A 26,917-nucleotide genomic window follows, 5' to 3' on the forward strand; every position below is an offset into this window, starting at 1 on the left:
GCTTCTGTGTACTTCATTTGAGTGATTCGGTGAATAATTATACGAATATTGTGCGCTATTACCTATGCAAATGCCGGTTGAAGCGGTAATTTAAAGTGCTATAACATCAAACTTTCATAACCCACGGAAAAGATAAGAAAAATGGGGATTTTCCCTTTTCTGGATAAAGGCCCGAAGGCCATGTTGGGACTCGATATTAGCTCGACCGCAGTAAAGTTGCTGGAGCTAAGTCGCAATGGTGACAAATATCGGGTCGAAAGTTACGCCGTGGAACCCCTACCGCCGAATGCGGTAGTGGATAAGAACATCAATGATGTTGGCGCCACGGCGGAAGCTATTCGCAAGGTAGTGCGCCGCTCCAAAACCCGACTGCGCCGTGCGGCTGTCGCCGTATCCGGCTCCGCAGTGATCACTAAGACCCTGGAAATGCCCGCTGATCTCTCCGATGAGGATCTGGAAGCGCGTATTGCCTTGGAAGCGGATCAGTACATTCCTTATCCCCTCGAAGAAGTTAGTCTCGATTTTGAGGTACAGGGGCCATCCGAAAGAGGGGATGACCAGGTGGAAGTGTTACTGGCAGCTTGCCGCAGCGAAAATATCGAACAGCGGGTTTCCGCCCTCGGTGAGGCTGAGTTGGAGGCGGGTGTCGTGGATGTGGAAGCTTACGCTATTGAGCGCACTTACACTCTACTGGAAGATCAGTTTCCTCCCCAAGAGCAGTTGGTTGTTGCGGTAGTGGATATCGGTGCGACTATGAGTGCACTGTCTGTACTAGTTGATGGCAAGACAGTTTATACACGGGAGCAGCTATTCGGTGGCCGGCAGCTCACCGATGAGATTCAGCGGCGCTACGGCCTCTCCGCCGAAGAGGCCTCTCTGGCGAAGCACCAGGGTGGCAGCGGATTGCCCGATGACTATTATGCCGAGGTTCTGGAGCCGTTTCGGGATGCGGTGATTCAGCAAGTCACCCGCGCGCTGCAGTTCTTTTATTCTTCGACTTCCTACAGCGATGTGGATTACATATTGCTCAGTGGTGGGGTTGCCGCAATGGAAGGTTTGTCTGATTTGGTCGGTGAAAAACTGGGCAAACCCACAGTGATTGCCAATCCCTTTTACAAAATGACCACCTCTTCTCGGGTAAACCAACAGATATTAACCAAAGAGGCTCCGGGGCTGATGATCGCGGCAGGGCTCGCCATGCGGGAGAAGGAGTACTGAGATGGCCAAGATTAATCTACTCCCCTGGCGCCAGGAATATCGCGCACAAAAGCAGAAAGAATTTCAGCAAGTATTAGTGCTGGTGATTATTGCTGCTGCGGCGTCGGTTTTTCTTTGGATGAAAACGGTTGATCGGCAAGTCGCTTCCCAGAATGAGCGCAATCAGATACTGCAGGTCAAGATTAATGCTCTAGATAAGCAGGTAAGTGAGATTAAGGACCTGAAAAAGCGCCGTCAGGAATTGATTGATCGAATGCGGGTGATTCAGGCGCTCCAGGGGAACCGTCCTCTGGCCGTTCGTTATTTTGATGAGCTGGTACAGGCTACTCCGGAAGGGCTTTGGTTGACGGCTTTAGAGCGTAAAGGAAGTGGCTTGAGTGTGTCTGGAATTGCTGAGTCGAACAACCGGGTTTCCTCCTTTATGCGTAATCTGGATCAGTCAGATTGGTATGAATCCCCAAACCTTACCGATGTCACAGCGAGTCCCGCTTTTGGCGAGCAGGCCAGTGCATTTCAGCTCACGGTGAACTTAAGTGGGCGTAAGACGAATGATGAAGATCAGAGCGTGGCCAACTAAAGGAATATAGAAATGACATTGGCGAATACGCTTACGCAGCTGCAAGAGCTGGATATTAATGATATTGATTTTAACCGTGTGGGGGTTTGGCCCCTGGCGGGACGTTTAACTTTATTAGCGATAATTGTGGCTATATTGATCGGGTCTGGTTATTACCTTTGGGTTGGTGATCAGTATGACAAGCTTGAGTTTGCCAGTAATAAAGAGCGAGAATTATTCTCTAAGTTTGAAAATAAACAATTCGAAGCCGCAAATTTAGATGCTTATCGTGCCCAACTTGTTGAAATGGAGGAAACTTTTGGTGCTCTGTTAAAGCAGTTGCCAAAAGATACAGAAGTTCCTGGCTTGCTTGAGGATATTGATGAATATGGGCGGGGCAGTGGTTTAACGATTGAAAAAGTAGAGCTGGAAAAAGAACTGGTAGGTGAATTTTATGTTGAGTTACCTATCAGGATTCAGGTTCAAGGTGGGTATCATGAGTTTGGGTCGTTTATTAGCGGTATTGCTGGTATGCCAAGAATTGTGACGTTGCATGATTTCACTATCTCTAACCATCGAGACGGCGCAGGTTTGCTAAACATGATCATTAATGCAAAGACCTACCGCTATAAGGATCAGGGAGAAGAGGGATGAAAAGATATCTTTTCCCAGCTTTCCTTTTGCTGACATCAGGTTGTAGTTTAAATACGGATCATAGTGACCTACATGCAAGAATGGCTGAGATTGAAAGGCGGCCAAAGGGACAGATTGAGCCCATTCCTACTTTCACACCATATAGCCCCTATGTATACAGCGCGACAGCAATACGAAGCCCATTTACAAGGCCTGTTTTGGAGTCAGAACAGCGTCTGGTCGGGCGCAGGCTTGATATAGCTCCTGATATGAACCGGCAGCGTGAATTATTGGAACGCTTTAACTTTGATGCCTTATCAATGGTGGGAACTCTATCGAGAGATGGCCAGCTTTGGGCCCTTATTGATGATGGAGAGGGAGGCATCCACAGAATAACTGTGGGTAATTATCTGGGGAAAAATCACGGGCGAGTTGTGAGTTCGACAGCCTCACAGCTCGATGTACTGGAAATTGTTCCGGACGGAACTGGTGGCTGGATCGAAAGGCCGCGAGCATTGATGTTGGAAGAGAAGGGCAACGGATAATGATTAACAAGCAGTTCGCTAAATATTTGGCGCCGTTTCAGCTTTTGCTACTCGCCGTATTGATGGTTCCTCTGGCGCTACAAGCGCAGGTTAATCAATTAAATGATATACAGTTTTCCGAGCTGCCTGGTAGCCGTATTCAGCTGCGCTTAACTTTCGCAGACGAGCCGCCAGAGCCCACAGGATACACGATTGAGCAGCCGGCACGGATTGTGATGGACTTTGTCGGTGTTGAAAGTGCGTTGCCACAGAAGAAATATTCACTGGGAATAGGTGCTGCTCGCAGCGCAGTAGTTGTTTCCAGTGAAGGTCGAACCCGTTTGATTGTTAATCTAGACCAGTTGCCGGTGTATACTAGTGAGCGTCATGGTAACCAGCTTGTGATAGAGATTGGTGAAGATATTGCTGTGACAGCTTCACCTATACCTACCTCAGTTTCCACTCATGACAGTGGCTTGAATCTCGGTGGAAGTAAACATTTTAATACCTCTGGGGCTATTGCTGTGAAAGGGGTTGACTTCCGTCGCGGAGAAGAAGGTGAAGGTAAAGTTATTGTTAGCCTTTCTGATCCGGCAGTAAATATTGATGTAGAACGCACCAGCGGAAAGATCTATCTGACTTTTCTAGGCACCGAGCTCCCAGAATCTCTTCGACAGCGCCTTGATGTAACTGATTTTGCAACCCCAGTGAATGCGATTACGGTAGACACCGATGGCCGAAATACCGTAATTGCTGTTGACCCCACAGATACAGATTATGATTACCTCGCGTATCAAGCAGATGATCAGTATGTGCTAAGCGTAAAGGCTCTTTCAGCAGCGGAAATTCGTGAGAAAGAAAAAGAGTTTCAATTCACTGGAAAAAAACTTTCTTTAAACTTCCAAGATATTGAAGTTCGCTCTGTACTCCAGATTATTGCCGACTTTACTGATCTCAATCTGGTGGCTAGTGATACTGTGCAAGGGCGAATTACATTGCGTCTTGATGGAGTACCCTGGGACCAGGCATTAACTTTAATCCTAAAGGCTAAGGGATTGGATAAGCGCCAAGAGGGTAGTGTCATTATGGTAGCCCCTGCAGCTGAAATTGCGGAGCGTGAACGACAAGAGCTGGAAACCCGCAAGCAACTCCAAGAATTAGCTCCTCTTAGAACAGAATATATTGCAGTTCGTTATGCTGATGCTGGGGAGTTATTCAATCTGTTCTCAGGAAAAGGCAGCGATGGCTCCGGTCAAGGCGGTTTTGCTGGAGGCGGTAGTGATGGGGCAAATAATAATGCGAGCATACTGTCCCCTCGAGGCAGTGCTATCGTTGATGAACGCACAAATACGATTATCCTAACCGATACTGAAGAAAAAATTGCTCAGTTTCGTGAGCTGATAGAGGTTATTGATATTCCGATTCGACAGGTAATGATTGAAGCTCGAATTGTTACTGCTAATAGTGATTTTACCCGAGAGCTTGGTGTGACCTGGGATTATGTAGGCACGAGTGAAATTAATGATGACTCCCTCGGAGTTGTTTCAGGTGGACTGTCTGGAGAACCAGTAACAGGAACGGGGAATAGCTTAGAAAGTCCTACTAGTTTACATAATCCTTTAATGGTTGACTTGGGGGTTGCTACAAGGGCTGGTAATATTGCGTATGCGATTCTAAAAGATGACTTCTATTTAGGATTGGAGCTCTCTGCGATGGAAGACGTGGGTATGGCTGAAATCGTATCCCAGCCGAAAGTTGTTACCGGTGACAAGCAGGAGGCGCTTATCCAGTCAGGTGTGGAAATCCCTTATCTTGAGGCTACTTCTTCAGGAGCAGCTGCTGTAACTTTCCGTGAAGCGGTGTTAGAGCTTCAAGTTGTTCCACAAATTACTCCTGATAACAATATTATTATGGCGCTAAATATTGAGCAGAATAGTGTCGGCGAATATTTTAGCGTGAGTAGTAGCAATCAAATTCCTTCAATAAACGTCAACCTTCTGCAGACTAAGGTTCTTGTACGTAACGGTGAAACCATTGTCCTAGGTGGTATTTTTGAGAGTAATGTTATTGAGGGTGAGACTAAGGTGCCCTTACTTGGAGATATACCATACTTAGGTAACTTGTTTAAGAAAACTGTACGCACAGATGATAAACGTGAGATATTGATGTTTATCACCCCGCGTATTATCGAAAGTGAGACTTTTTTATCTAAGTGATTAACCGCTCCATCTTTTTAGTCGGCCCCATGGGGGCCGGCAAATCCACGATAGGCAGGTTGTTAGCGGCACAATTGCAGCTGCCTTTTGCCGATACCGATAAGGTGCTGGAAGAGCGCACAGGGGCAGATATCCCCTGGATATTTGATGTAGAAGGCGAAGCCGGCTTTCGTCGACGCGAGAGTGAAGTGCTCGAAGAACTTTGTCTTGGTCCCCACCAAGTTATCGGCACCGGTGGTGGCATCGTTCTACTGGAGGAAAACCGGCAGTTGCTGCAAAAGTTTGGTCATGTGATTTATTTACAGGCCGGGGTAGAGCAGTTGCTGGAACGCACTTCCAAGAACAGTAACCGCCCTCTTTTACGAGTGCCCAATCCACGCGCGCGTATTGAAGAAATTTTACAAGAACGCGCCCCTCTTTATCGCGAAGTTGCGGATGTTATCTGCGACACTGATGACCTGACCCCCAAGCAAGCATCAGCCCTGGTTGCTGAGCGCCTTATGGAAAGCCTCTCCCAATAACCCCTTTTTCACTCTGTGCTAAAGTGCGTCTCATTAACTCAATGCGCTACATATTGGCGCTAGTGGGAAGGAGAGCATTGTGCACTGTTTTAATGTGGAACTGGGGGAGCGCAGTTACCCCATTGTCATTGGGTCCAAGTTATTAGCCGACTCAGAATATTTACTGCCCTATTTACGTGGGCGCCAGATCTGTGTGGTTACAAATGAGACAGTGGCTCCCCTATATTTGTCCCGCTTAGTGGATGGGCTCTCTGATTTCGATAAGGTTGATGTTGTCGAACTACCCGACGGGGAAGCCTTCAAGACTCTGGATACCGTCAATCGAATTTTTGACGCTCTATTGGAACAGCGTCACAACCGCACGACTACGCTAATTGCCTTAGGGGGTGGTGTTGTGGGAGATATGTGTGGATTTGCCGCTGCCTGTTATCAGCGCGGCGTCGATTTTATTCAGGTGCCCACTACACTCCTTGCCCAGGTGGACTCCTCTGTGGGAGGTAAGACTGGCGTCAATCACCCGCTAGGTAAAAACATGATTGGGGCTTTTTACCAGCCCCGGCTAGTACTTGCCGATATGGATACATTGACGACTCTGCCAGATCGTGAATTCTCAGCAGGCATAGCTGAAGTAATCAAGTATGGCCTGATCTGTGATGCACCATTTTTCCACTGGATAGAGACCAATATCGATGCACTCTTATCGCGAGATCCCAAGGCTTTGGCTTATGCCGTGGATCGTTGCTGTCGTGATAAGGCAGAGGTTGTGGCTAGTGATGAGCGTGAGGCAGGCCGCCGTGCCATATTAAACTTTGGTCATACCTTTGGACATGCAATTGAGACTGTGCAGGGCTACGGGCGTTGGTTGCATGGTGAGGCGGTGGCCGCAGGAATGGTGATGGCCCTGGAGCTCTCGCATTTACTGGGAGACGTGGACAGTGAATTGGTACAGCGTGTTCGTCAGCTGCTGCAAAAAGCCCAGTTGCCGCAGCAGTCTCCCGCGGATATGAGTGTCGATGATTTTCTGCAAGCTATGCAGTTAGACAAGAAAGTGCTGGATGGCAAGTTGCGTTTGGTATTGCTGAGATCTTTGGGGGACGCAAAAGTTGTCGATGATACGCCTCAGGAAAAAGTTATAGATGCGCTAAGGAACTGTGGTGCCAGGTGACAGGGGATTCGCGAACTGCGCTTATTAGAGAGTACGATCACTTAAAACCAAGTTGACAGGAAATAAATCTGCCTTATTTTTGTTTGGCAGTTAAAAAAACTGTGAATTATTGAAAATGTAGTGGTAAGCAAGTAATATTGCGCGCCCCCCGGAAATAATGGCGGGGCAAAATAACCGCCAATAAGAACAATAAAGAAAGCCCCATTAGAGGGCTTTTTTTATCTCGGGATCTTTTACTTAGGGACCGCAGGAGAGCGTAGCGCGAGCGTTAAGCCATTTTTGCCCATATCAGGCCGCTATCGGCAGTGCCTGTGGTCCCCCAATCGATAGTGACGAGGAATTCTATGGGTAGCAGTCTGTATCAGTTGGATGAGTTTAAGGACAACTGTGGTTTTGGTCTGATCGCTCATTTACAGGGTGTGGCGAGCCATAAGTTAGTACAGACGGCCATTGAGTCCCTCACCTGTATGACCCACCGCGGCGGTATTGCCGCCGATGGTAAAACTGGCGATGGCTGTGGCTTATTGCTGCAGAAGCCCGATAAATTCCTGCGCGAGGAAGCGCTAAAGTTGTTCGGTCTGGAACTCACTGAGGCCTATGCCGTAGGTTCGGTGATGTTGCCTCTGGATGACAGAGAGGCGCAGAGCGCTCGCCAAATCTTTGAGTCTGAGCTGCAGGCGCAAGGAATGCGGATTGTTGGTTGGCGCACCGTGCCCACCAACCCCGAGTGTCTTGGCCCCATCGCCAGGGACTGCCAACCTCGCTTCGAACAACTGCTGATCAATGATGCCGAAGAGCCACTGGGTGAAGCCCGTTTTAATGCTCGGCTATATGTGGCCCGGCGCAAGGCTGAGTTGCAGCTGAGCGGTGATGTTTATATCGCCAGCCTTTCTACTAGTGTGCTCTCCTACAAAGGGCTGATGATCCCGGCGGATCTGCCGAAATTCTTCCCCGAGTTGGCGGATCCGCGCTTGGAAACCGCTATCTGTGTTTTCCACCAGCGCTTCTCTACCAATACCATGCCGCGCTGGCCTCTGGCCCAGCCTTTCCGCCTGCTGGCGCACAATGGTGAAATTAATACCATTACCGGCAACCGCAATTGGTCGGTGGCACGCACCAACAAATTTGTTACCGAGCTGATTCCCGAGCTGAATGCGCTGGTACCGCTGGTGAACCGCGAGGGCTCCGACTCCTCCAGTTTGGATAATATGTTGGAGATGTTGTTGGCGGGTGGTATGGAGCTACACCGTGCGGTGCGTATGCTGGTGCCGCCGGCCTGGCAAAATGTTGAGGGCATGGATGCAGACCTGCGCGCTTTCTATGAATACATCTCCATGCATATGGAGCCCTGGGATGGCCCCGCCGGCTTGGTGATGACCGATGGCCGTCATGCGGTATGTACTCTCGACCGCAACGGCCTGCGCCCGTCCCGCTGGGTGATTACCAAAGACGATATTATTACCGTGGCTTCGGAAGTCGGTGTTTATAACTATGCACCGGAAGATGTAGTAGCTAAAGGGCGTCTCGGGCCCGGGCAGATGCTTTCTGTGGATACCCAGGAAGGCAAGCTGTACCACACTGCCGATATCGACAATATGCTCAAGCGCGCCCAGCCTTATAAACGCTGGCTGAAAGAGAAGGCGCGCCGTATTCGCTCCACCTTAGTGACCGCGCCGGTTGACAATAATTTTTCCCACCAACAGTTTAAGGTCTACCAGAAACTGTTCAGTTCCTCTCTGGAGGAGCGCGATAAGGTAGTGCGCCCGATGGCGGAAGCCGGCCAGGAAGCGGTGGGTTCCATGGGCGACGATACGCCGATGGCGGTGCTGTCCCGCTACAACCGCTCGCTCTACGATTACTTCCGCCAGCAGTTTGCCCAAGTGACCAATCCGCCTATAGACCCGCTGCGGGAAACGGTGGTGATGTCCCTGGAAACCTGCTTGGGCCGTGAAAAATCCGTGTTTGAGGAGACGCCAGAGCACGCCGACCGCGTGATTCTGTCCTCGCCGGTGCTCTCCCATATGAAATACACCGCGTTACTGTCGCTGGATCGCCCCGGCTTCGACGCAGAGATTTTCGACCTGAATTACGATCCGGCAAATCTGGATCTTCATAGTGCAATTGAACGTCTGTGTGCCAAGGTAGAGGCTTCTGTTCGTGCCGGCACTGTGATTGTGGTGCTGTCCGACCGCGATATTCGCCAGGGCCATCTGCCCATAGATGCGCTGCTCGCCACTGGTGCCGTGCACCATCATTTGGTGCATGCGGGCCTGCGCTGTGATTCCAATGTGGTGGTGGATACCGCCAGTGCACGGGATGCGCACCAGCTAGCCTGTCTGGTAGGTGTGGGAGCGACGGCAGTACATCCCTATTTCTCCTACAGCATTATCAATCACCTGATCGATAGAGGTGAGCTGCTGTTGGATGCGGCGGAAGCGCAGAAGAATTACCGCAACGGTATTATCAAGGGCCTGTTGAAGATCCTGTCAAAAATGGGTATCTCCACCGTCGCCTCTTACCGTGGTGCGCTGTTGTTTGAGTTGGTCGGTCTTTCCAAAGAGGTGGTGGACCTGTGTTTCCCTGGTGCACCCACTCGTATCGAAGGCGCCGGCTTTGCCGAGTTGCAGGCAGATATGGCCGCGCGTGCGGATATCGCCTGGAAAGCGCGTAAGCCGGTGTCCCCCGGAGGCCTGCACAAATATGTGCATGGCACCGAATACCATACTTTTAACCCGGATGTGGTGACGGCCCTGCGCCGAGCGGCCAGTACTGGGGATTACTCCGCTTGGCGTGATTACTCGGGACTGGTCAACCAGCGCCCAGTGGCAACCTTGCGGGATATGCTGGCCTTCAAGGAAAACCTCGTGCCTGTGCCATTGGAGGAAGTGGAGCCGGTCGAGCAGATTGTGCGCCGCTTTGACTCCGCAGCTATGTCCCTGGGAGCTCTGTCTCCCGAGGCGCACGAATCTCTGGCTCAGGCCATGAACCGCCTGGGTGGACGCTCCAACAGCGGAGAGGGCGGTGAAGATCCGGCCCGTTTTGGCACCGACAAAGTCTCCAAAATCAAACAGATCGCCTCCGGCCGTTTCGGCGTGACGCCGCACTATCTGGTCAATGCCGAAGTGCTGCAGATCAAGGTGGCTCAGGGCGCTAAGCCCGGTGAGGGTGGTCAGTTGCCCGGCGGCAAGGTGAATGACCTGATTGCACGGCTGCGCTACTCGGTGCCCGGTGTCACCCTGATTTCACCGCCACCGCACCACGATATCTACTCCATTGAGGATCTGGCCCAGCTGATCTACGACCTCAAACAGGTTAACCCGGATGCACTGGTATCCGTGAAGCTGGTGTCCCGTCCAGGAGTTGGCACTATCGCCGCCGGCGTGGCCAAGGCTTATGCGGATTTAATTACCATTTCCGGCTATGACGGCGGTACTGCAGCGAGCCCGATCACCTCTATTCGCTATGCTGGTTCACCTTGGGAATTGGGCCTGGCGGAAACACACCAGACCCTGAGAGCCAATGACTTGCGTGGCAAAGTTCGGGTGCAGACGGATGGGGGCCTTAAAACTGGCTTGGATGTAGTCAAGGCGGCGATTCTCGGTGCGGAGAGCTTCGGCTTTGGTACTGCGCCAATGGTGGCGATTGGCTGTAAATACCTGCGTATCTGTCACCTGAATAACTGTGCCACGGGTATCGCGACCCAGCGCAAGAACTTGCGCGATGCGCACTATATCGGCACCGCAGAAATGGCGATGAACTTCTTCCGCTTTGTTGCCGAGGAAACCCGCGAATGGATGGCGAGCATTGGTGTGCGCACCATGGAAGAGCTGGTCGGCCGTGTAGACCTACTTCGCATCATTGAGGGAGAAACCGACAAGCAGAAGAAACTGGATCTGTCGCCGCTGTTGCATACCGATGCACTACTCGACAGCAAACCGCAAACCTGCCAGCAGGCCACAAATGAGCCCTGGGATAAGGGCGAGTTGGCCGAGCGCATGGTGGAAGAAATTCTACCCGCCATTGAGAACCTGACTGGTGGTGAGTTCAGCTTCGAGGTGACCAACTGCGATCGCTCTCTGGGGGCGCGTCTTTCTGGCGAGATCGCCAAGCGCCACGGCAACCAGGGCATGGTGGAGGCGCCAATAAAACTCAACCTCAATGGAGTTGCCGGGCAGTCTTTCGGCGTATGGAACGCCGGAGGGCTGGAGATGTATCTCGAAGGGGATGCCAACGATTATGTCGGTAAGGGCATGGCCGGCGGTAAGCTGGTTATTCGACCGCCTGAGGGTAGTGAGTTTGCTTCCCAAGACACCAGCATCGTCGGTAATACCTGCCTGTACGGTGCTACTGGCGGTAAGTTATTTGCCGCTGGCCGTGCCGGCGAGCGCTTTGCTGTGCGCAATTCCGGCGCCTTCGCCGTAGTGGAAGGGGCCGGTGATCATTGCTGTGAATACATGACCGGTGGAATGGTCGCGGTGCTAGGGCGCACCGGCTACAACTTTGGTGCCGGTATGACCGGTGGTTTTGCCTATGTGCTGGATCTGGAGCGCGATTTCTTCGACCGCTGCAATCATGAGTTGATCGAGCTGCGCCGTATCAGTAGTGAAATTCTCGAGCCGCACCAGAGTCACCTGCGCGAGGTGATTGAAACCTATGTCGCGGAGACCGGCAGCGCCTGGGGTGAAGAGCTGCTGGATAACTTCGACGATTACCTGAGCCGATTCTGGCTGGTAAAACCCAAGGCGGCGAGCCTTGCGGATCTTCTTTCTGACGTGCGCAAGCGCGGCGAATAAGGCTGGGGTGGAGAGACAGTATGAAAGACAGACTGAACAATGATTTCCAGTTTATCGACGTGGCCCGTATAGATCCGCCGAAGAAAGATATCATCGCGCGCACCAGTGAATTTGTGGAGATTTACCAGCCATCCAGTGAAAACCAGGTGGCGAGCCAGGCACACCGCTGCCTGGACTGCGGCAACCCCTACTGTGAGTGGAAGTGCCCGGTGCACAACTATATTCCCAACTGGCTGAAATTGATCAGCGAGGGGAATGTGATCGAGGCGGCGGAACTCTGCCACGAGACCAACACCCTGCCGGAAGTTTGCGGGCGCGTTTGTCCCCAGGACCGCCTGTGCGAGGGCGCCTGTACCCTCAACGATGGTTTCGGCGCTGTGACCATCGGCAATGCTGAAAAGTACATCACTGATACCGCCTTTGCCCTGGGTTGGCGTCCGGATCTCAGCCATGTGGAAAAGACAGGTAAAAAAGTCGCGATTGTGGGCGCGGGCCCAGCCGGACTGGGCTGCGCTGATATCCTGATACGCAACGGCGTACAGCCGGTGGTCTTCGACAAGCATCCGGAGATCGGCGGCCTGATCACTTTCGGTATTCCGGAATTCAAGTTGGAAAAATCGGTGATGGAAAAGCGCCGCGAGGTGTTTGTTGAGATGGGGGTGGAGTTCTGTCTCAATACCGAGGTGGGCAAGGACATCAGTTTCGAGCAGTTGCTCAATGACTATGATGCTGTATTCCTGGGGATGGGTACCTACAACTACATGAAGGGCGGCTTCCCTGGTGAGGACCTGCCCGGCGTGCACGATGCTTTGCCGTTCTTAGTGGCCAACGTCAATCGCAATATGGGGTGGGAGAAGGACCCTGCGGAATTTGTCTCGGTGGAAGGCAAGCGTGTAGTGGTGCTGGGTGGCGGTGATACCGCCATGGACTGTAACCGCAGCTCTATTCGACTGGGGGCCAAGAGCGTGACCTGTGCTTATCGTCGCGATGAGGAAAATATGCCGGGCTCCCGCCGCGAAGTGGTCAATGCCAAAGAAGAAGGGGTGCAGTTCCTGTTTAACCGCCAGCCGGTAGAAATTGTCGGCGACGGCAAGGTCTCTGGAGTGAAAGTAGTCACTACCGAGTTGGGTGAGCCCGATGAAAACGGGCGTCGCCGTCCGCAGGTAGTGCCCGGTTCCGAAGAAGTCATCCCGGCAGATATCGTGCTAGTCGCCTTCGGTTTCCGCCCAAGCCCGGCGGAATGGTTTGCCGAGCACAGCATTGAAGTAGCGGACTGGGGTGGTGTCGTTGCCCCGGAAGAACAGAAATACAAGTTCCAGACCTCCAACGAGAAGGTCTTTGCCGGTGGCGATATGGTACGCGGTTCCGACCTGGTGGTAACAGCTATTTGGGAAGGGCGCCAGGCCGGTGAGGGTATTCTCGATTATCTGGATATCTGATTTTCCCGGTTGCGGATGGGAGGCTTTAAGCCTCCCATTTTTATATCTTTGTAGAGCGGCACCAGCCCTCAACCTGCCTGGATGATATTTTTGCCACGCTGTATCTAGTGGCCCCGCCCCCTGTACAATGGCCGTTTTTTTAGCCCGCTCGGTGTACCTATGTCTGATACCAAACCGTCCGAATTGAAAAACGATCGCTTTCTCCGCGCTCTGCTGCGCCAGCCCGTGGATCGAACACCAGTGTGGATGATGCGCCAGGCGGGTCGCTACCTACCCGAGTACCGCGCCAGCCGCGCCGAGGCTGGGAGCTTTATGGATCTATGCCGTAATACCGAATTGGCGTGCGAGGTCACTCTGCAGCCGTTGGAACGCTACCCACTCGATGCAGCGATTTTATTCTCCGATATCCTCACCATCCCAGATGCTATGGGCCTTGGGCTCTATTTTGCCGAGGGCGAGGGCCCCAAATTCCATAAGCCGCTGCGCACTGCCGATGATATTGAGGCATTGGAAGTGGTGAATAGCGAACGGGATCTGGACTATGTGATGAACGCTGTGTCCACCATTCGCCGCGAGCTAAATGGTCGTGTGCCGTTGATCGGTTTTTCCGGCAGCCCCTGGACCCTGGCCACCTATATGATTGAGGGCGGCTCCAGTAAGGACTTTGCCCGCAGCAAGGAAATGCTCTACAACCGCCCCGAGCTGATGCACCAGCTGCTGACCGTACTCGCCGATTCGGTGACCGACTACCTGAATGCACAGATTCGCGCCGGTGCCCAGGCGGTACAAATTTTTGATACCTGGGGCGGCGCCTTGAGTCACAGCGCCTACCGCGAGTTCTCCCTGCAATATATGCAGCGTATTCTCAGCGGTCTGATCAAAGAAGCCGATGGCCGCCGGGTGCCCGCTATTTTGTTCACCAAAGGGGGGGGGCAGTGGTTGGAAGCGATGGCGGATACCGGTGCTGATGCTCTCGGGCTTGATTGGACCACTGATATCGGCAGTGCCCGTGCCCGTGTTGGGGATCGCGTTGCCCTGCAGGGTAATCTGGATCCTTCCGTACTCTACGCCAGTCCAGAGCGCATCCGCCAAGAAGTGGAAGCTGTGCTGCAGTCCTACGGCCAGGGTAGTGGCCATGTTTTCAACCTTGGCCACGGTATTACTCCGAAAGTAGATCCGGCCCATGCCGGCGCCATGATCGAGGCAGTGGTAGAGCTTTCCGCAAAATATCACGTCTAACTGTGGCAACTAGTGTCTGAGTCTGTGAATACAGTCTCACTTTGTATAGGTGCTCGCCAATATCTGTCCGTGATATAAATGTGCGCTTGCCCGAGGGGGCCCGGATTTAGAAACGGGGCCCTTGCTGAGGGCGGTCTCCAAGCATTTACTACAGTGGTCGGTACCTCCCCAAGTGGCACTCGAACAGGCAAAAATTCCCGTCGGTGATCTCCAGCGCGGCATGTTTGTGTCCAGGCTAGACAAACCCTGGACACAGACTCCATTCGCCCTGCAGGGCTTTTATATCCGCGATTTGGAGGAGATTCGCCAACTACAGAAGTACTGCCGATTTGTTTATGTCGATGTGCACAAGACCGTAGGCAGTGCCGGTGTTACCTTGCGCCGTTTGATCGGCGCTAGTGGTGCAAGTGCTAAAGGGCATGGCCGAGCCGCCGTGCGCGTCACCATTCCCTGCCGCCCCGTTGCGGTCTCTCACAAGACTTACCCCCCCCCTCAGCCCGCCCAGCGCGAGGCAGGCAATGCGCGCAAGTTGCACGGCCAGATATTGCGCGGCATGGGTGAAGTTATGGGGTTGGTAGCGAGCAATCGACCACTGCCGGTGCCACAGATGAACCGGGTGGTAGAGGATCTGGTTGAGAGTGTGCTGCGCAGCCCGGATGCTTTCGCCTGGTTGGCGCGAGTGCGAGACAGGGATGAACATACTTACAGTCACTCGGTACGCGCCAGTATTTGGGCGGTGCTGTTTGGCCGGCATATCGGCTTGGCGCGACATGAGTTGGTGCAGCTGGGGGTGGCCACCCTGTTAAAGGATGTGGGTAAGTTATCGATTCCCGCAGAAGTGCTGCAGATGCCCAAGCGCGACCCGCGCAGCGAGCTGGAGTATCGTAAATTTGTGCAACACAGCGTGCAGATGCTATCGGCAGACGCCCAGGTCGACCCCCAGGTGATTGATATTGTGCGCGGTCATCGCGAGCGCCACGACGGCGGTGGTTATCCCGGCGGTTTGCGCGGTGACAAGATTCCCGTATTGGCGCGCATGTGCGGCATCGTTACTTTTTATGATGAAGCCACGAACCCCCGTGGCGCCAGCCAACCCATAGCGCCCTCAAAGGCCGTGGCCGAACTCTATGATCTGCGTGGCATCGCCTACCAAGAACAGCTGGTCGTTGAATTTATTCAGGCGATAGGACTTTACCCCACCGGTACCCAGGTAGAGCTCTCCAGTGGCGAAGTGGGTGTAGTGGTGGAGCAGACCTATGACCGGCGTTTGCGCCCCAAGGTGATGATTGTGCTGGATGCACACAAGCGCCAGCTGAGTAAACCGCGCCTGTTTGACCTGGCGGCTGCCGAGGATCGTGCAGAAAAGCTGATTGAGCGTGGCAAGATGCGCCCGGAGGAAAAGGTCAGCATAGTGCGGGATATAGAGCCAGGGGCTTATCCGGAGGTGAATACCTCGGCGGTGCGGGACGATTACCTTTTCAATAGTGGTGGGCAGCTGTCCCGCTTTTTCTCGCGTCTGGCGAGATAGTTTATTTTCGGGGGAAGCCTTGAGAGCGGCGTAACTTACCGCTCTCCCGAAGAGTCAGCTGGCGTCAGCTATCATGCTGCCGAAATACTCACCCATACGCACAGGGGTTTCCGCCTCAAGGCTGTCCAGCCAGCGCACTTGATCCGCCCCAAACAACATGATGACTGTGGAGCCCAATTTAAAGCGCCCCATCTCCTCGCCTTTTCGCAGGTGAATCGGTGCATTCTCAAGATAGTTGGTGGTGCGCACATCGCGAGTATGGGGCGCTACCTGGCCGGCCCAAACAGTCTCGATTCCGGCAACGATCATGGCACCAACCAAAATCATGGCCATGGGTCCGGCTTCAGTATCGAATACACACACCAGGCGCTCGTTGCGGGCGAACAGGCGCGGTACGTTTTCGGCGGTTACGGTGTTGACCGAGAACAGTTGGCCCGGCACATAAGTCATGCTGCGCAGGGTGCCGTCGATAGGCATATGTACCCGGTGGTAATCCTTGGGTGACAGGTACACGGTGGCGAAGTGGCCATCGTCAAACTGGGCCGCCAATTCCGGATCACCACCCACCAATTCCAGCAAGCTGTAGTCGTGCCCCTTGGCCTGGAACACACGGCCATTGTGGATAGCACCGAGCTGACTGATGGCGCCATCTGCGGGACAGGCCAGGCTACCCTCGCTACTGACAATCGGGCGTGCGCCCTCTTTGAGTTCACGGGTAAAAAAGTCGTTGAAAGTACGATAGGCGGTGCAATCGGTCTCTTTGGCCTCCTGCATATCGACACCGTACTTTTCGACAAACCAGCGGGTGAAAGGGTCTTTGATCGACTTGATTTCGGTGTTCGCCAGCCAGCCCGCAGCGCGGGAAAGAGCGTGTTGCGGAGTCAGGTATTGCAGGGTGGTAAAGAGTTTTGGATTCATACGGGTACAACGTTTTCCGGTAATACTTACTGTTCGACGGGCGTATTGGGCAGGTTGCCCCACTCACTCCAGGAGCCTGGGTAGGCGCGAATATCAAAACCCAGGGACTTACCCACCAACCAGGTAAAACCAGAGCGGTGATGACTTTGGCAGTGGGTGACGATTTTATGTGCTTCATTGATGCCGAGCTTGGCGAGTAGCTCACGCGCATCGGTGCGGATACGCAGGTCGCGCTGAGGGTCCATCAGCTGGGTCCATTCGCAGTTGATTGCGCCGGGAATATGACCGCCCTTGGTAGCCAAGACCCTTTCTCCGCTGTACTCCTGGGGGGAACGGGCATCCCAAACGAGGAAGTCGGGGTTGCCAAGATGCTCCTGGATCTCTCGGGCACTCATGGCAGCATCGGTATCGATCGAGACTTCGATATCGCTTGGGGTAACCTGTGGTTCTTCAGTGGTCAGTGGTAACCCGGCACCGCGCCAAGCGTGCATACCACCGTTTAAGTAGCTGTAATTGCGGTGGCCAATACTCTCCAGGGTCCACAGGAGGCGTCCGGCCCAGCCGCCGCCTTCATCATCACAGGCCACTACATGGGTTTCCGGGCGCAGGCCAATAGCGCGAAAAACTCGGGTCAGCTGTTCGGAGCTGGGGAGTTTACCCGGCGCAGGGGCAGTACCCGCCATCAGTGCCTGAAATGGTAGGTGCAGGGCGCCGGGGATGTGTCCGTTCAAGTAATTTTGCAGGGAGCTGAGGTCGACAACCAATAGCTCTTCATGCTCCAGCTCGGCGGCGAGCTCTTCCGCCTCAATAATCAGGTTCAAAATTTATTCTCCGATTCCAGGCTGTTGCGCAGGTGTAAAAAACTGTTCATACGGCGCTCACTGATGTCGCCGTTGGCCAGTGCCTCGTGAATGGCACAGCCGGGTTCGCCCTGATGGTTGCAGTCGCGAAAGCGGCAGTGGCCGATAAAGGGGCGGAATTCCACAAACCCTTCCAGTAGCGCGGCCTCCTCCATATGCCAGAGGCCAAACTCGCGGATGCCGGGAGAGTCTATCAGATCGCCTCCGCTGGGCAGGTGAAACAGTTCCGCTGCGGTGGTGGTGTGGGTGCCCTTCAGGGTTGCCTCGGACAGGGCGCCGGTACGGGCGCCGGCACTCGGTAGCAGGGCGTTGACCAGTGAAGATTTGCCCACGCCGGACTGCCCGACAAAGACGCTGCTGCCCTTGGCCAGGGTCTCGAGTAGGTGTGGCAGGCCCTCGCCGGTTTTAGTGGAAAGGCGCAGTACTGGGTAGCCGAGGTCGGGGTAGGGGGCCAGTAGGGTATCCAGTGCCTGGCGGTTGCCATCGTCGATCAGGTCGATCTTGTTCAGCAGCAGGATTGGCGCTATACCGGTGGTCTCTGCGGCGACCAGGTAGCGGTCGATGGCATTAGCGAAGGGCTCCGGGTAGGGGGCTATAACAATCACAATGCGATCGATATTGGCTGCTACGGTTTTCAGGTCGCCGTAGCGATCAGGGCGCTGCAGCTCTGTGTTGCGCGGCAACCGCGCACCCACAACTCCATAGCCGCCATCACTATCACTAGTGGCGGGACGCCAGGCGACGCGATCGCCGGTTACCAGGGTATCGATATTGGCACGCATGTGGCAGCGCTGGCGCAGGGAAGCATCGCTCTCACTTTCCACCAAAATTTGGGTGCCATAGTTGGCGATGACAAGACCGGTCTGTTCCTGGCCCAGTTGACCGTCGTCCAGAGCTTGTTCTGCGGACTCTTCGCGCTTGCGCGCGCGGGCCTCGCGCTCCTGCTGGATCTTGGCGACGCGCCACTGTTGGCGGCGGTTTAATTTGCGTTTACTCATGCACTGGCACCTGGAGATTAGCGGCGGATTATAGCCATTGCCGGGTAGTTGCGGTAACTTGCGCGGAAAGTTTGAGGAGACCCGCTGTGGATCAGAACAACCTGATCTGGATAGATCTGGAGATGACCGGCCTCGATCCGGAAAAAGAGCGCATTATCGAAATCGCCACCATTGTGACCGATTCGCGGCTGAATGTGCTCGCCGAAGGCCCGGCGATGGTGATTCACCAGAGCAAAGCCCTGCTGGATGCCATGGATGACTGGAATACCGAGCAACACGGCGGTTCTGGTTTGGTGGCAAAAGTAAAGGAGTCGAATATATCCGAGCGGGAAGCGGAGCGAGAGACCCTGGAGTTCCTGCGCCACTGGGTGCCGGAGGGTGCCTCGCCCATGTGTGGTAACTCTATCGGTCAGGACCGTCGCTTCTTGGTCAAATATATGCCGCAGCTGGAATCCTACTTCCACTACCGCAATCTGGATGTGAGTTCGGTGAAAGAGCTGGCCAGGCGCTGGCGTCCGGATGTGTTGGATGGGGTGAAAAAACATAGCAGCCATTTGGCTCTAGACGATATTCGCGATTCTATCGAAGAGTTGCGCCATTACCGCGAGACCTTCTTTCGCCTCAGTTAAGCTTCCGACTTAGCGGAGCACTCGGCCGATTAGAGCCTCTTTTCTGCTGTCCCGACTCTTTTCTGCGCCTCGATAAGGGGCTCAGGTTACGCGTTTGATCTTGCGTTTGCGTTTGCGTCCACTGCGTAGTCGCGCCAGGGCCCAATCGATATGCTCCAGCACCAGAGGCGTGGCCGTTTGCCGCGATTGTTCCAGGCTTTCGAATACCTCCTCGCTGGCCGCGCCGTTGCCGAGCGCCACCGCCAGGTTGCGCTGCCAGCGCTCATAGCCGATACGGCGGATTGGCGAGCCCTCGGTCTTGCGCAAAAACTCCTCCTCGCTCCAGTTGAACAGCGCCAGCAGCTCGCCGTTGTCAAGGCCGTGGCGCGGGTGGAAGTCCTGCTCTGCGGTGGGTTTGGCGAACTTGTTCCAGGGGCAGATTGTCTGGCAATCGTCGCAGCCGAAAACCCGGTTGCCGATTGGCTCGCGGAATTCCTCCGGAATCGGCCCCTTGTTTTCGATGGTTAGGTAAGAGATACAGCGCCCGGCATCTAAGGTGCGCGGGCCGATAAAGGCATCGGTTGGGCAGACTTTAAGGCAGGCCACGCAATCGCCGCACTCGTCGGCAAAATCTCCGGCATCGACAGGCAAGGGCAGATTGGTATAGATCTCGCCGAGGAAGAAAAAAGAGCCAGCTTTGGAATTGATCAGCAGACAGTTCTTGCCGACCCAGCCGAGGCCGGCCTTGCGCGCCAGAGCGCGTTCCATTACCGGTGCGCTGTCGGTAAAGGCGCGACCCTTGGAATCGATACCCTGTTCGGCACAGAAGGCATCGATCTTCTTGGCCAGGCTGGCCAGGCGCTTGCGAATCAGCTTGTGGTAGTCGCGACCATTGGCGTAACGGGAGACATAGGCCTTACTGGAATCCTTGAGCACTTTGATCGGCTGGGTATCCGGTGGCAGGTAGTCCAGGCGCACACTGATGGCGCGCACGGTTCCCTCTTCCAGTAGTGCCGGGCGCCAGCGCTTTTCCCCGTGGGCGCCCATCCACTCCATATCCGCGTGGTAGCCCTTATCGATCCAAGCGCGCAGGCGCTCACCGTCCTCCTCCAGCTGGCAGTCGGTGATACCAACTTGCTGGAAGCCCAGCTCCCGTCCCCAGAGTTTGATAAGGTCGGCTAATTCGGCGAGCAGTGATTCGGTCATAGATAAAGCGGCTCGATATCCCATGCAAGCACAATGACTGGCCGGGGCGGTATACTTTGCTGTCAGTGCAAGTGCCAGCGATACAATTGCCCATTTTGCCACAGATGACATCTTCACCACATTGCGGGAGCCGCATGGATACGCCACAACCTTTGTACAGTGCCGAATCGGTACGGGAACTCGACCGACAAACAATCGCCGCGCTGGAAATTCCTTCGATACAGCTGATGAAGCGCGCGGCCCGCGCAGCTTTCACCCATTTGCGCGCCCGCTGGACGGATATCGGCCGCATCCAGGTATTTTGTGGCGGTGGCAACAACGGCGGTGATGGCTATGTGATTGCGGCTCTGGCCGCGCAGAAGAAGATACCGGTGACGGTGTTTGCCTGTAGCGACCCCGAACTCTTGAAGGGCGATGCCCGCGAGGCCCATGCCTACGCCGTTCGCGAAGGCGTTCAGGTGCTGACCTCCCTGACCGAGCTGGACAGTGCCGATGGTAACACCCTGATCGTGGATGCACTGCTGGGGACAGGGTTTAGCGGTGAGTTGCGTCAGGATGTTGCTCATGTCATTGAGCGAATTCGCAAGAGTCCCGGTCCGGTTTTTTCTGTGGATATTCCTTCGGGCCTGAGTGCCGATAGTGGCAGCGCTGATCTGGCCGTTCAGGCCGATATGACCGTGACCTTTATCGGTCGCAAGCTGGGCCTCTACTGTGGGCGTGGCCCGGCGCTTTGTGGCGAGGTGATCTTTGCCGATCTCGGCGCCCCCGCACCGGTTTATCAAGCAGTAGAGCCCCTGGCGCAACGGTTTGAGGGCTCCAGCCTGAGGCGCCTGCCCACGCGTGCTGCGGACAGCTACAAAAATATGTTTGGCCATATTCTGGTGGTTGGTGGCGACAGCGGTTTCGGTGGCGCAGCGCTGATGGCGGCGCAGTCCTCTGCACGCAGTGGTGCCGGTCTGATCTCCCTGGCAACCCGCCCGGAACACTTAACTGCCGCTTTGACCCGCTGCCCAGAGGTCATGGCCCATCCGGTTATTTCTGGCCAGGAACTTGAGCCACTTTTAGAGGGGCCCGATGTCATCGCAGTGGGCCCGGGTCTTGGCCGCTCTCCCTGGAGCGAACAGCTGCTGGCCCGCGCCGGCCGCGCTCAGGTGCCGCTGGTGGTGGATGCGGATGCACTGAATATCCTCGCCGCCGGGCGGGTACTCGCAGGTGTAAAACGCGATGATTGGGTGCTGACGCCCCATGTCGGCGAGGCGGCGCGCCTGCTCGGCTGCGATACCGCCGAGGTACTGGCAGATCCCCGCGCGGCGGCGGTGGCAGTTCAGCAGAAATTCAGTGGTGTGGTGATACTAAAAGGCGCCGGCACTCTGGTTGCCCACGAAGGCGGTGTCGATTTGATCAACAGCGGTAATCCGGGTATGGCCTCGGGAGGCATGGGGGACCTGCTCACCGGAATAGTGGCAGCCTTGATCGGTCAGCACCTGCCTTTGGTAGATGCGGCGCGCCTGGCAGTTTGGCTGCATGGCGAAGCGGGTAACCGCGCCGCGGAGGATGGTCAGCGCGGTTTGTTGGCCACAGATTTATTGCCCTGGATTCGACGGTTGGTGGACTGATAGTGAGTGAACTGAAATTGCATTTAGCGGACGAAGAGGCAACGGTGGCAGGCGGCGAAGCGCTGGGCCGCGCCTGCCTGGCCAGTGGTCTCCAGCAGGGGCTCACTCTGTACCTGAATGGCCAATTGGGTGCCGGCAAGACCACCTTTTGTCGCGGCGTGCTTAGAGCCTTTGGGCATCAGGGTGCGGTGAAGAGCCCCACTTACACCCTGGTTGAGCCCTACGAACTTGGACCCCAGCGGGTATATCACTTCGACCTATATCGCCTGGGAGATGCCGAAGAGTTGGAGTTTATGGGGGTGCGGGACTACTTCGCCACGCATAGCCTGAGCCTGGTGGAATGGCCGGAACGTGGCGCTGGCGTTTTACCTGAACCGGACTTGGAGTTGACTCTGCAAGTACCGGACAGCGGCCGCCAGCTGCTGTTGAATACCCATTCCAAACAGGGAGAAGCGGTACTCGATACTCTGGCAAAGATGCTAAATAAATAGCAATTGGCCTGGATTCAGGGATGTGTAAAAACAATAAGTGAAAGGGTTGGGAAGTAATGAGTAGGATGTGGCGCTCGCTGGTGGCCCTGGTAACTGGGCTGGTAATTGCACTGCCGCTGATGGCGGCTGAAGTGGAGGGCGTGCGCCTGTGGCGGGCGCCGGACCACACGCGCCTGGTCTTCGACTTGAGCGGCCCGGCGGAGCACAAGTTGTTCACCTTGAGCGGGCCGCACCGTGTTGTGGTGGATATTGCCGATACTCAGTTAAAGGCGCAGTTAGATACTCTGGATCTGAAGGGTACTCCCATCGCCCAAGTACGCCACGCCCGCCACAACAAGAAAGACCTGCGCGTTGTCCTCGATCTGAAGCAGCAGATCAATCCCCGCAGTTTTTCCCTGCGCCGTCATGAATTACTGCCGGATCGCCTGGTGCTTGATCTTTACGACAAAGTGGAAAATCAAGAGAAGACCCTGCAGCAGGTGAGTACTGAACGCGACATCGTTATTGCCGTGAATGCTGGTCACGGCGGTGAGGACCCGGGTGCACTGGGTCCCAGAGGTCTGCGCGAGAAGGATGTGGTGCTGGCTATTGCGCGAAAACTACACAAAGAACTCGATCGCGAACGGGGTTTCAGCGCGAAATTGGTCAGAACCGGTGATTACTTTATTCCCCTGCGCCAGAGGGTGAAGAAGGGGCGCAAAATGCGCGCGGATCTGTACATTTCGATTCACGCCGATGCCTTTACCCGCAAGGAGGCCCGTGGTGCCGGTGTCTATGCCGTTTCCTCGCGTGGCGCTACTAGTGAGACTGCACGTTTCCTGGCCCAGCGGGAAAATGAATCCGATCTGATAGGCGGTGCCGGTGACTTGAGCCTGGATGACAAGGATGACACCCTGGCTGGGGTATTACTGGATTTGTCGATGACCGCCACCATGAATGCCAGCCTGGATATTGGCGCCAGTGTACTGAATTCACTGGCCAGCTTTACACACTTGCACAAAAAGAAAGTGGAGCAGGCGAATTTTTCGGAGTTGCGCAACCCGGATGTACCCTCAATTTTGGTGGAAACGGGCTTTATCACTAATCCCTACGAGTCACGGCGATTGAGTGATCCCAAGTTTCAGCAGCGTATGGCAGAAAAGCTCAGTGAGGGTATAGTGGCTTACTTTCGCGCTAACCCTCCGGCGGGTACCTGGCTGGTAGCCAACAAGCCTGCCAAGTCGCGCCGCCACGTGATTAGCCGCGGCGAGACACTGTCCGGAATTGCCGCGCGTTACCGGATTTCCGTGGCCTCCCTGAAGAAAGCCAACGGTATTAAAAGCTCAGTGATCCGCGTGGGGCAGACTCTGAGTATCCCCTCGGGTTAGCCGCAAAGTTACCGCCTTATCGGCCCTTCAAATTAGCGTTAACAAGACAGAGTTATGCACGAACGTATCCAGCAATTATCTCCGCGTCTAGCCAACCAGATCGCTGCCGGTGAGGTGGTCGAACGCCCCGCCTCTGTAATCAAGGAGCTGCTGGAAAACAGTTTGGATGCTGGCGCCACGCGGCTGGAAGTGGATATCGATAATGGCGGTATCAAGCGCATGAAAGTGCGGGATAACGGCAAGGGTATCGAGAAAGAGGACTTGCCCATGGCGTTGGCGCGTCATGCCACATCGAAAATCCATGTGCTGGAAGATCTGGAAGCGGTGGCCACCCTGGGTTTCCGTGGTGAGGCCCTGGCCAGTATTTCCTCTGTCGCGCGATTGAATCTGATCAGTAGCCGCGATGAGAGCGGCAAGGGCTGGCAAGTGAGTGCCGAGGGCCGTGATATGCAGGCGCAGCTGGCCCCAGCGGCCCACCCCCGCGGCACCACCGTGGATGTGCGTGATCTATTTTTCAATACGCCGGCGAGGCGTAAGTTTCTGCGCACCGAGAAGACTGAATTTAACCGTATCGACGACACCATCAAGCGCCTTGCTCTGTCCCGCTTCGATGTGTCTATCACTCTGCGCCACAACGGCAAGGGCGTGCACAACCTGCGTGCCGGCAGCGGCCGCGTGGAGATGGAGCGCCGTGTGGCGCAGGTATGTGGTCCGGCTTTTATGCAGAACGCCCTGCATATCGATGTGGAGCGCAGTGGTTTGCGCCTATGGGGTTGGGTGGCCGAGCCGGCTTTCTCCCGCTCCCAGGCCGATCTGCAATTCTTCTACGTCAATGGGCGTGCTATCCGCGATAAGGTGGTGAGTCACGCGGTGCGCCGTGCCTTTGCGGATGTGCTCTATCACGGCCGTCATCCGGCGTTTGTACTCTATCTGGAGCTGGACCCGGCATCGGTAGATGTAAATGTACACCCGACCAAGCACGAGGTGCGTTTCCGCGATGGTCGCTTGGTACACGACTTTTTGTTTGGCAGTTTGCATCGGGCTCTGGCGGATGTGCGCCCAGGGCAGAAAGATGAGCAAGCTGAAGAGGCTGATGGGCAAGAGAATGGCGCTGCTGAAAGAATCAGTGGTATTCAGGCAGGAGAGTTTTCCGGCCAACAAAAAATGCCACTCTCCAATCGCCCCTCACCGGCGAGCTTACAGCAGCAAATGAATGCCTACGGTGCCTTGCATCAACCCTATCGGGAGCCGGCGGCTGTTGCTGAGCCTGCGGTACCTTCTCCAGATGCGCCTCCGGCTGGCGCTCCTGTTGCACCAATGGCTGCGCAGGCACCCACGATTAACGAGAGTGCTAATGGAGAAGATGTTCCGCCGTTGGGTTTTGCCATCGCTCAGCTGCATGGCATATATATCCTCGCGCAGAACGAGCAGGGCATGATCGTGGTGGACATGCATGCCGCCCACGAGCGTATTGTCTATGAACAAATGAAAGTGGCTCATGCTGCGGGCGGTATTCAGGCACAGCCATTGCTGGTACCAGTGAGCCTGGCGGTCAGCCAGCGCGAGGCGGATTGCTTCGAGGAGCGCAGCGAAGTGTTTACGGCTCTCGGTTTCGTGCTACAGCGCGCAGGCCCGGAAACTCTACTGGTACGGCAGGTGCCGACCATGTTGCACGGTGCTCAGGTGGAGCAACTGGTGCGCGATGTATTGTCAGATTTACTTGGGCAGGGTGACAGCGAGCGTATAGGCGAGCAAATCAACGAAGTGCTCGCCACCATGGCCTGTCACGGGTCTGTACGTGCCAACCGCCGCTTGACGATTCCGGAAATGAACGCGCTGCTGCGGGATATGGAACGCACTGAGCGCAGCGGCCAGTGCAATCACGGCCGTCCGACCTGGACCCAGGTTAAACTGGCGGATATGGATAAGTGGTTTATGCGCGGTCAATAATCGCGTTTTGGAAGTAGGTGGTGATTTGAGCGAGCGCACTCTGGACGATAAACCCCGCGCAATTTTTTTGATGGGTCCCACGGCATCGGGCAAGACGGATTTGGCCATGGCTTTGGCCGATCGCCTGCCGGTGGAATTAATTAGTGTGGATTCGGCTCTCGTTTATCGGGGCCTCGACGTGGGCTCGGCCAAGCCCAGCGGGGAGGAGCTGGCCCGCTATCCCCATCGCTTGATCGATATCTGTGATCCCAGCGAGTCTTTTTCTGCCGGCCGATTTCGCAAAGATGCTCTCGAAGCTATGGACGAAATCAGCGCAGCCGGTAAGATCCCTTTACTGGTTGGCGGAACTATGTTGTATTTCCGTGCTCTCCTGGAAGGAATGGCAAAGTTGCCAGAGGCCGACCTGAAGCTACGCGCTGAGATTGAAGTGCGTGCCGAACGTGAAGGCTGGCCGGCATTGCATGCGGAACTCGCACAAGTCGACCCGCAATTAGCCGCGGAACTGCATCCTAATCACTCGGTACGTATAGAGCGGGGGCTGGAGGTTTATCGGCTTACCGGTGTGCCTCTTTCCCAGTTGCGTCGAGAACAATCTGGTGGCGGGGTACAGGAATGCTACCACTTGACTCAGTTGGCGATAATGCCCCGGGACAGGTCGCTGCTACATCGGCGTATCGAACTGCGCTTTAAGCGGATGCTCGAAGCTGGGTTTGTGCAGGAAGTGCGCGGTTTATTTGATCGTGGCGATCTGCATGAGGATCTACCGGCGATTCGTGCGGTGGGCTATCGTCAAGTGTGGCAGTATCTGGAAGGGCACTGCGATTATGATGAGATGGTTGCTGCGGGAATTGCCGCCACCCGCCAGTTGGCCAAACGACAGCTGACGTGGTTGCGGCGCTGGCCCGAGTTGGAAATTTTGTACACTCAGGACAGCGAGGGCAGGGTGCGTGAGAATGATGAAATATTGGCCGAAGCCTTGAAATTTCTCGCTTGAGCATCCATAACGTGGTTGGGCTATAAAACGACAAGCTCAGTCAGTCAGTTTTCACAGGGTCGGCCTTTTCCGGCTCG

At 55.0% G+C, this 26,917-nt stretch carries 21 protein-coding genes; 17 read left to right on the forward strand and 4 right to left on the reverse strand.

Annotated features, from left to right (window positions below; genetic code table 11):
* The first annotated feature begins 141 nt into the window (after nucleotides 1–141).
* The 11 genes from ACJJIO_RS11095 to ACJJIO_RS11145 all read left to right on the forward strand — a co-directional run bounded on the left by ACJJIO_RS11095 (nucleotide 142) and on the right by ACJJIO_RS11145 (nucleotide 15,832).
* Nucleotides 142–1,218, forward strand: coding sequence for a pilus assembly protein PilM (locus ACJJIO_RS11095; RefSeq protein ID WP_444908504.1), 1,077 nt, complete (start codon nucleotides 142–144; stop codon nucleotides 1,216–1,218).
* A 1-nt stretch (nucleotide 1,219) separates the two neighbouring features.
* Nucleotides 1,220–1,795, forward strand: a complete 576-nt coding sequence (locus ACJJIO_RS11100) for a PilN domain-containing protein (protein ID WP_444908505.1) — start codon at nucleotides 1,220–1,222, stop codon at nucleotides 1,793–1,795.
* Nucleotides 1,796–1,807: 12 nt separating this feature from the next.
* Nucleotides 1,808–2,428 (forward strand): type IV pilus inner membrane component PilO, encoded by a 621-nt coding sequence (locus ACJJIO_RS11105; protein WP_444908506.1) that lies wholly within the window; start codon nucleotides 1,808–1,810, stop codon nucleotides 2,426–2,428.
* Entirely contained in the window at nucleotides 2,425–2,952 is a 528-nt protein-coding gene (locus ACJJIO_RS11110; RefSeq protein ID WP_444908507.1) for a pilus assembly protein PilP, read from the forward strand. Before ACJJIO_RS11105 ends, ACJJIO_RS11110 begins: the two co-directional genes overlap by 4 nt.
* Nucleotides 2,952–5,147, forward strand: coding sequence for a type IV pilus secretin PilQ (locus tag ACJJIO_RS11115; RefSeq protein ID WP_444908508.1), 2,196 nt, complete (start codon nucleotides 2,952–2,954; stop codon nucleotides 5,145–5,147). Before ACJJIO_RS11110 ends, ACJJIO_RS11115 begins: the two co-directional genes overlap by 1 nt.
* On the forward strand, nucleotides 5,147–5,668 hold the full coding sequence (gene aroK / locus ACJJIO_RS11120) for a shikimate kinase AroK (RefSeq protein WP_444910990.1): 522 nt from the start codon (nucleotides 5,147–5,149) through the stop codon (nucleotides 5,666–5,668). The genes ACJJIO_RS11115 and aroK overlap by 1 nt, the downstream gene beginning before the upstream one ends.
* A 79-nt stretch (nucleotides 5,669–5,747) precedes the next feature.
* Entirely contained in the window at nucleotides 5,748–6,833 is a 1,086-nt protein-coding gene (gene aroB / locus ACJJIO_RS11125; protein ID WP_444908509.1) for a 3-dehydroquinate synthase, read from the forward strand.
* Between the two features lie 344 nt (nucleotides 6,834–7,177).
* Nucleotides 7,178–11,626, forward strand: coding sequence for a glutamate synthase large subunit (gene gltB / locus ACJJIO_RS11130; protein ID WP_444908510.1), 4,449 nt, complete (start codon nucleotides 7,178–7,180; stop codon nucleotides 11,624–11,626).
* A gap of 20 nt (nucleotides 11,627–11,646) precedes the next feature.
* Nucleotides 11,647–13,065 carry a glutamate synthase small subunit GltD family protein gene (locus ACJJIO_RS11135; RefSeq protein ID WP_444908511.1) on the forward strand — a complete coding sequence of 473 codons (1,419 nt, stop codon included), beginning with the start codon at nucleotides 11,647–11,649 and terminating at the stop codon, nucleotides 13,063–13,065.
* 159 nt (nucleotides 13,066–13,224) lie between these two features.
* Nucleotides 13,225–14,304: a uroporphyrinogen decarboxylase gene (gene hemE / locus ACJJIO_RS11140; RefSeq protein WP_444908512.1), complete on the forward strand. Its 1,080-nt coding sequence runs from the start codon at nucleotides 13,225–13,227 to the stop codon at nucleotides 14,302–14,304.
* 172 nt (nucleotides 14,305–14,476) lie between these two features.
* Nucleotides 14,477–15,832: a cyclic di-GMP phosphodiesterase gene (locus ACJJIO_RS11145; RefSeq protein ID WP_444908513.1), complete on the forward strand. Its 1,356-nt coding sequence runs from the start codon at nucleotides 14,477–14,479 to the stop codon at nucleotides 15,830–15,832.
* A 54-nt stretch (nucleotides 15,833–15,886) separates the two neighbouring features.
* Here ACJJIO_RS11145 and asd read toward each other — a convergent pair whose 3' ends face one another.
* The 3 genes from asd to rsgA are packed head-to-tail and all read right to left on the reverse strand — an operon-like array spanning nucleotide 15,887 to nucleotide 18,608.
* Nucleotides 15,887–16,750 (reverse strand): archaetidylserine decarboxylase, encoded by an 864-nt coding sequence (asd, locus tag ACJJIO_RS11150; protein ID WP_444908514.1) that lies wholly within the window; start codon nucleotides 16,748–16,750, stop codon nucleotides 15,887–15,889.
* A gap of 26 nt (nucleotides 16,751–16,776) precedes the next feature.
* Nucleotides 16,777–17,571 (reverse strand): sulfurtransferase, encoded by a 795-nt coding sequence (locus ACJJIO_RS11155; RefSeq protein WP_444908515.1) that lies wholly within the window; start codon nucleotides 17,569–17,571, stop codon nucleotides 16,777–16,779.
* Nucleotides 17,568–18,608: a small ribosomal subunit biogenesis GTPase RsgA gene (gene rsgA, locus ACJJIO_RS11160; protein WP_444908516.1), complete on the reverse strand. Its 1,041-nt coding sequence runs from the start codon at nucleotides 18,606–18,608 to the stop codon at nucleotides 17,568–17,570. The genes ACJJIO_RS11155 and rsgA overlap by 4 nt, the downstream gene beginning before the upstream one ends.
* Before the next feature lie 86 nt (nucleotides 18,609–18,694).
* On the opposite strand from rsgA, the gene orn reads away from it, so the two are divergent.
* Nucleotides 18,695–19,237 (forward strand): oligoribonuclease, encoded by a 543-nt coding sequence (orn, locus tag ACJJIO_RS11165; protein ID WP_444883459.1) that lies wholly within the window; start codon nucleotides 18,695–18,697, stop codon nucleotides 19,235–19,237.
* 81 nt (nucleotides 19,238–19,318) lie between these two features.
* Here the strand turns inward: orn and queG are convergent, their stop codons facing one another.
* A complete protein-coding gene (queG, locus tag ACJJIO_RS11170; protein WP_444908517.1) occupies nucleotides 19,319–20,422 on the reverse strand; it encodes a tRNA epoxyqueuosine(34) reductase QueG in 1,104 nt (367 codons plus the stop codon).
* Between the two features lie 134 nt (nucleotides 20,423–20,556).
* On the opposite strand from queG, the gene ACJJIO_RS11175 reads away from it, so the two are divergent.
* From ACJJIO_RS11175 to miaA, 5 genes are all read left to right on the forward strand, one after another.
* On the forward strand, nucleotides 20,557–22,038 hold the full coding sequence (locus tag ACJJIO_RS11175) for an NAD(P)H-hydrate dehydratase (RefSeq protein WP_444908518.1): 1,482 nt from the start codon (nucleotides 20,557–20,559) through the stop codon (nucleotides 22,036–22,038).
* A gap of 2 nt (nucleotides 22,039–22,040) precedes the next feature.
* Complete coding sequence (gene tsaE / locus ACJJIO_RS11180; RefSeq protein WP_444887795.1) at nucleotides 22,041–22,529, forward strand: tRNA (adenosine(37)-N6)-threonylcarbamoyltransferase complex ATPase subunit type 1 TsaE; 489 nt, start codon at nucleotides 22,041–22,043, stop codon at nucleotides 22,527–22,529.
* 56 nt (nucleotides 22,530–22,585) lie between these two features.
* Nucleotides 22,586–23,896 carry an N-acetylmuramoyl-L-alanine amidase gene (locus ACJJIO_RS11185; protein ID WP_444908519.1) on the forward strand — a complete coding sequence of 437 codons (1,311 nt, stop codon included), beginning with the start codon at nucleotides 22,586–22,588 and terminating at the stop codon, nucleotides 23,894–23,896.
* A gap of 54 nt (nucleotides 23,897–23,950) precedes the next feature.
* Nucleotides 23,951–25,846, forward strand: a complete 1,896-nt coding sequence (gene mutL / locus ACJJIO_RS11190) for a DNA mismatch repair endonuclease MutL (protein ID WP_444908520.1) — start codon at nucleotides 23,951–23,953, stop codon at nucleotides 25,844–25,846.
* A 70-nt stretch (nucleotides 25,847–25,916) separates the two neighbouring features.
* Complete coding sequence (miaA, locus tag ACJJIO_RS11195) at nucleotides 25,917–26,840, forward strand: tRNA (adenosine(37)-N6)-dimethylallyltransferase MiaA (protein WP_444888894.1); 924 nt, start codon at nucleotides 25,917–25,919, stop codon at nucleotides 26,838–26,840.
* Nucleotides 26,841–26,917 lie beyond the last annotated feature (77 nt).

The organism is Microbulbifer mixtoriginis (SeqCode), from assembly GCF_052467235.1.

Excerpts from the sequence above, each read along its gene's own strand:
- ACJJIO_RS11095 (WP_444908504.1), top strand. The coding sequence starts at position 142 with ATGGGGATTTTCCCTTTTCTGGATAAAGGCCCGAAGGCCATGTTGGGA.
- asd (WP_444908514.1), bottom strand. The coding sequence starts at position 16,750 with ATGAATCCAAAACTCTTTACCACCCTGCAATACCTGACTCCGCAACAC.
- miaA (WP_444888894.1), top strand. The coding sequence starts at position 25,917 with ATGGGTCCCACGGCATCGGGCAAGACGGATTTGGCCATGGCTTTGGCC.
- queG (WP_444908517.1), bottom strand. The coding sequence starts at position 20,422 with ATGACCGAATCACTGCTCGCCGAATTAGCCGACCTTATCAAACTCTGG.
- ACJJIO_RS11135 (WP_444908511.1), top strand. The coding sequence starts at position 11,647 with ATGAAAGACAGACTGAACAATGATTTCCAGTTTATCGACGTGGCCCGT.
- hemE (WP_444908512.1), top strand. The coding sequence starts at position 13,225 with ATGTCTGATACCAAACCGTCCGAATTGAAAAACGATCGCTTTCTCCGC.
- gltB (WP_444908510.1), top strand. The coding sequence starts at position 7,178 with ATGGGTAGCAGTCTGTATCAGTTGGATGAGTTTAAGGACAACTGTGGT.
- ACJJIO_RS11105 (WP_444908506.1), top strand. The coding sequence starts at position 1,808 with ATGACATTGGCGAATACGCTTACGCAGCTGCAAGAGCTGGATATTAAT.
- mutL (WP_444908520.1), top strand. The coding sequence starts at position 23,951 with ATGCACGAACGTATCCAGCAATTATCTCCGCGTCTAGCCAACCAGATC.
- ACJJIO_RS11100 (WP_444908505.1), top strand. The coding sequence starts at position 1,220 with ATGGCCAAGATTAATCTACTCCCCTGGCGCCAGGAATATCGCGCACAA.
- rsgA (WP_444908516.1), bottom strand. The coding sequence starts at position 18,608 with ATGAGTAAACGCAAATTAAACCGCCGCCAACAGTGGCGCGTCGCCAAG.
- ACJJIO_RS11115 (WP_444908508.1), top strand. The coding sequence starts at position 2,952 with ATGATTAACAAGCAGTTCGCTAAATATTTGGCGCCGTTTCAGCTTTTG.
- ACJJIO_RS11175 (WP_444908518.1), top strand. The coding sequence starts at position 20,557 with ATGGATACGCCACAACCTTTGTACAGTGCCGAATCGGTACGGGAACTC.
- ACJJIO_RS11185 (WP_444908519.1), top strand. The coding sequence starts at position 22,586 with ATGAGTAGGATGTGGCGCTCGCTGGTGGCCCTGGTAACTGGGCTGGTA.
- ACJJIO_RS11110 (WP_444908507.1), top strand. The coding sequence starts at position 2,425 with ATGAAAAGATATCTTTTCCCAGCTTTCCTTTTGCTGACATCAGGTTGT.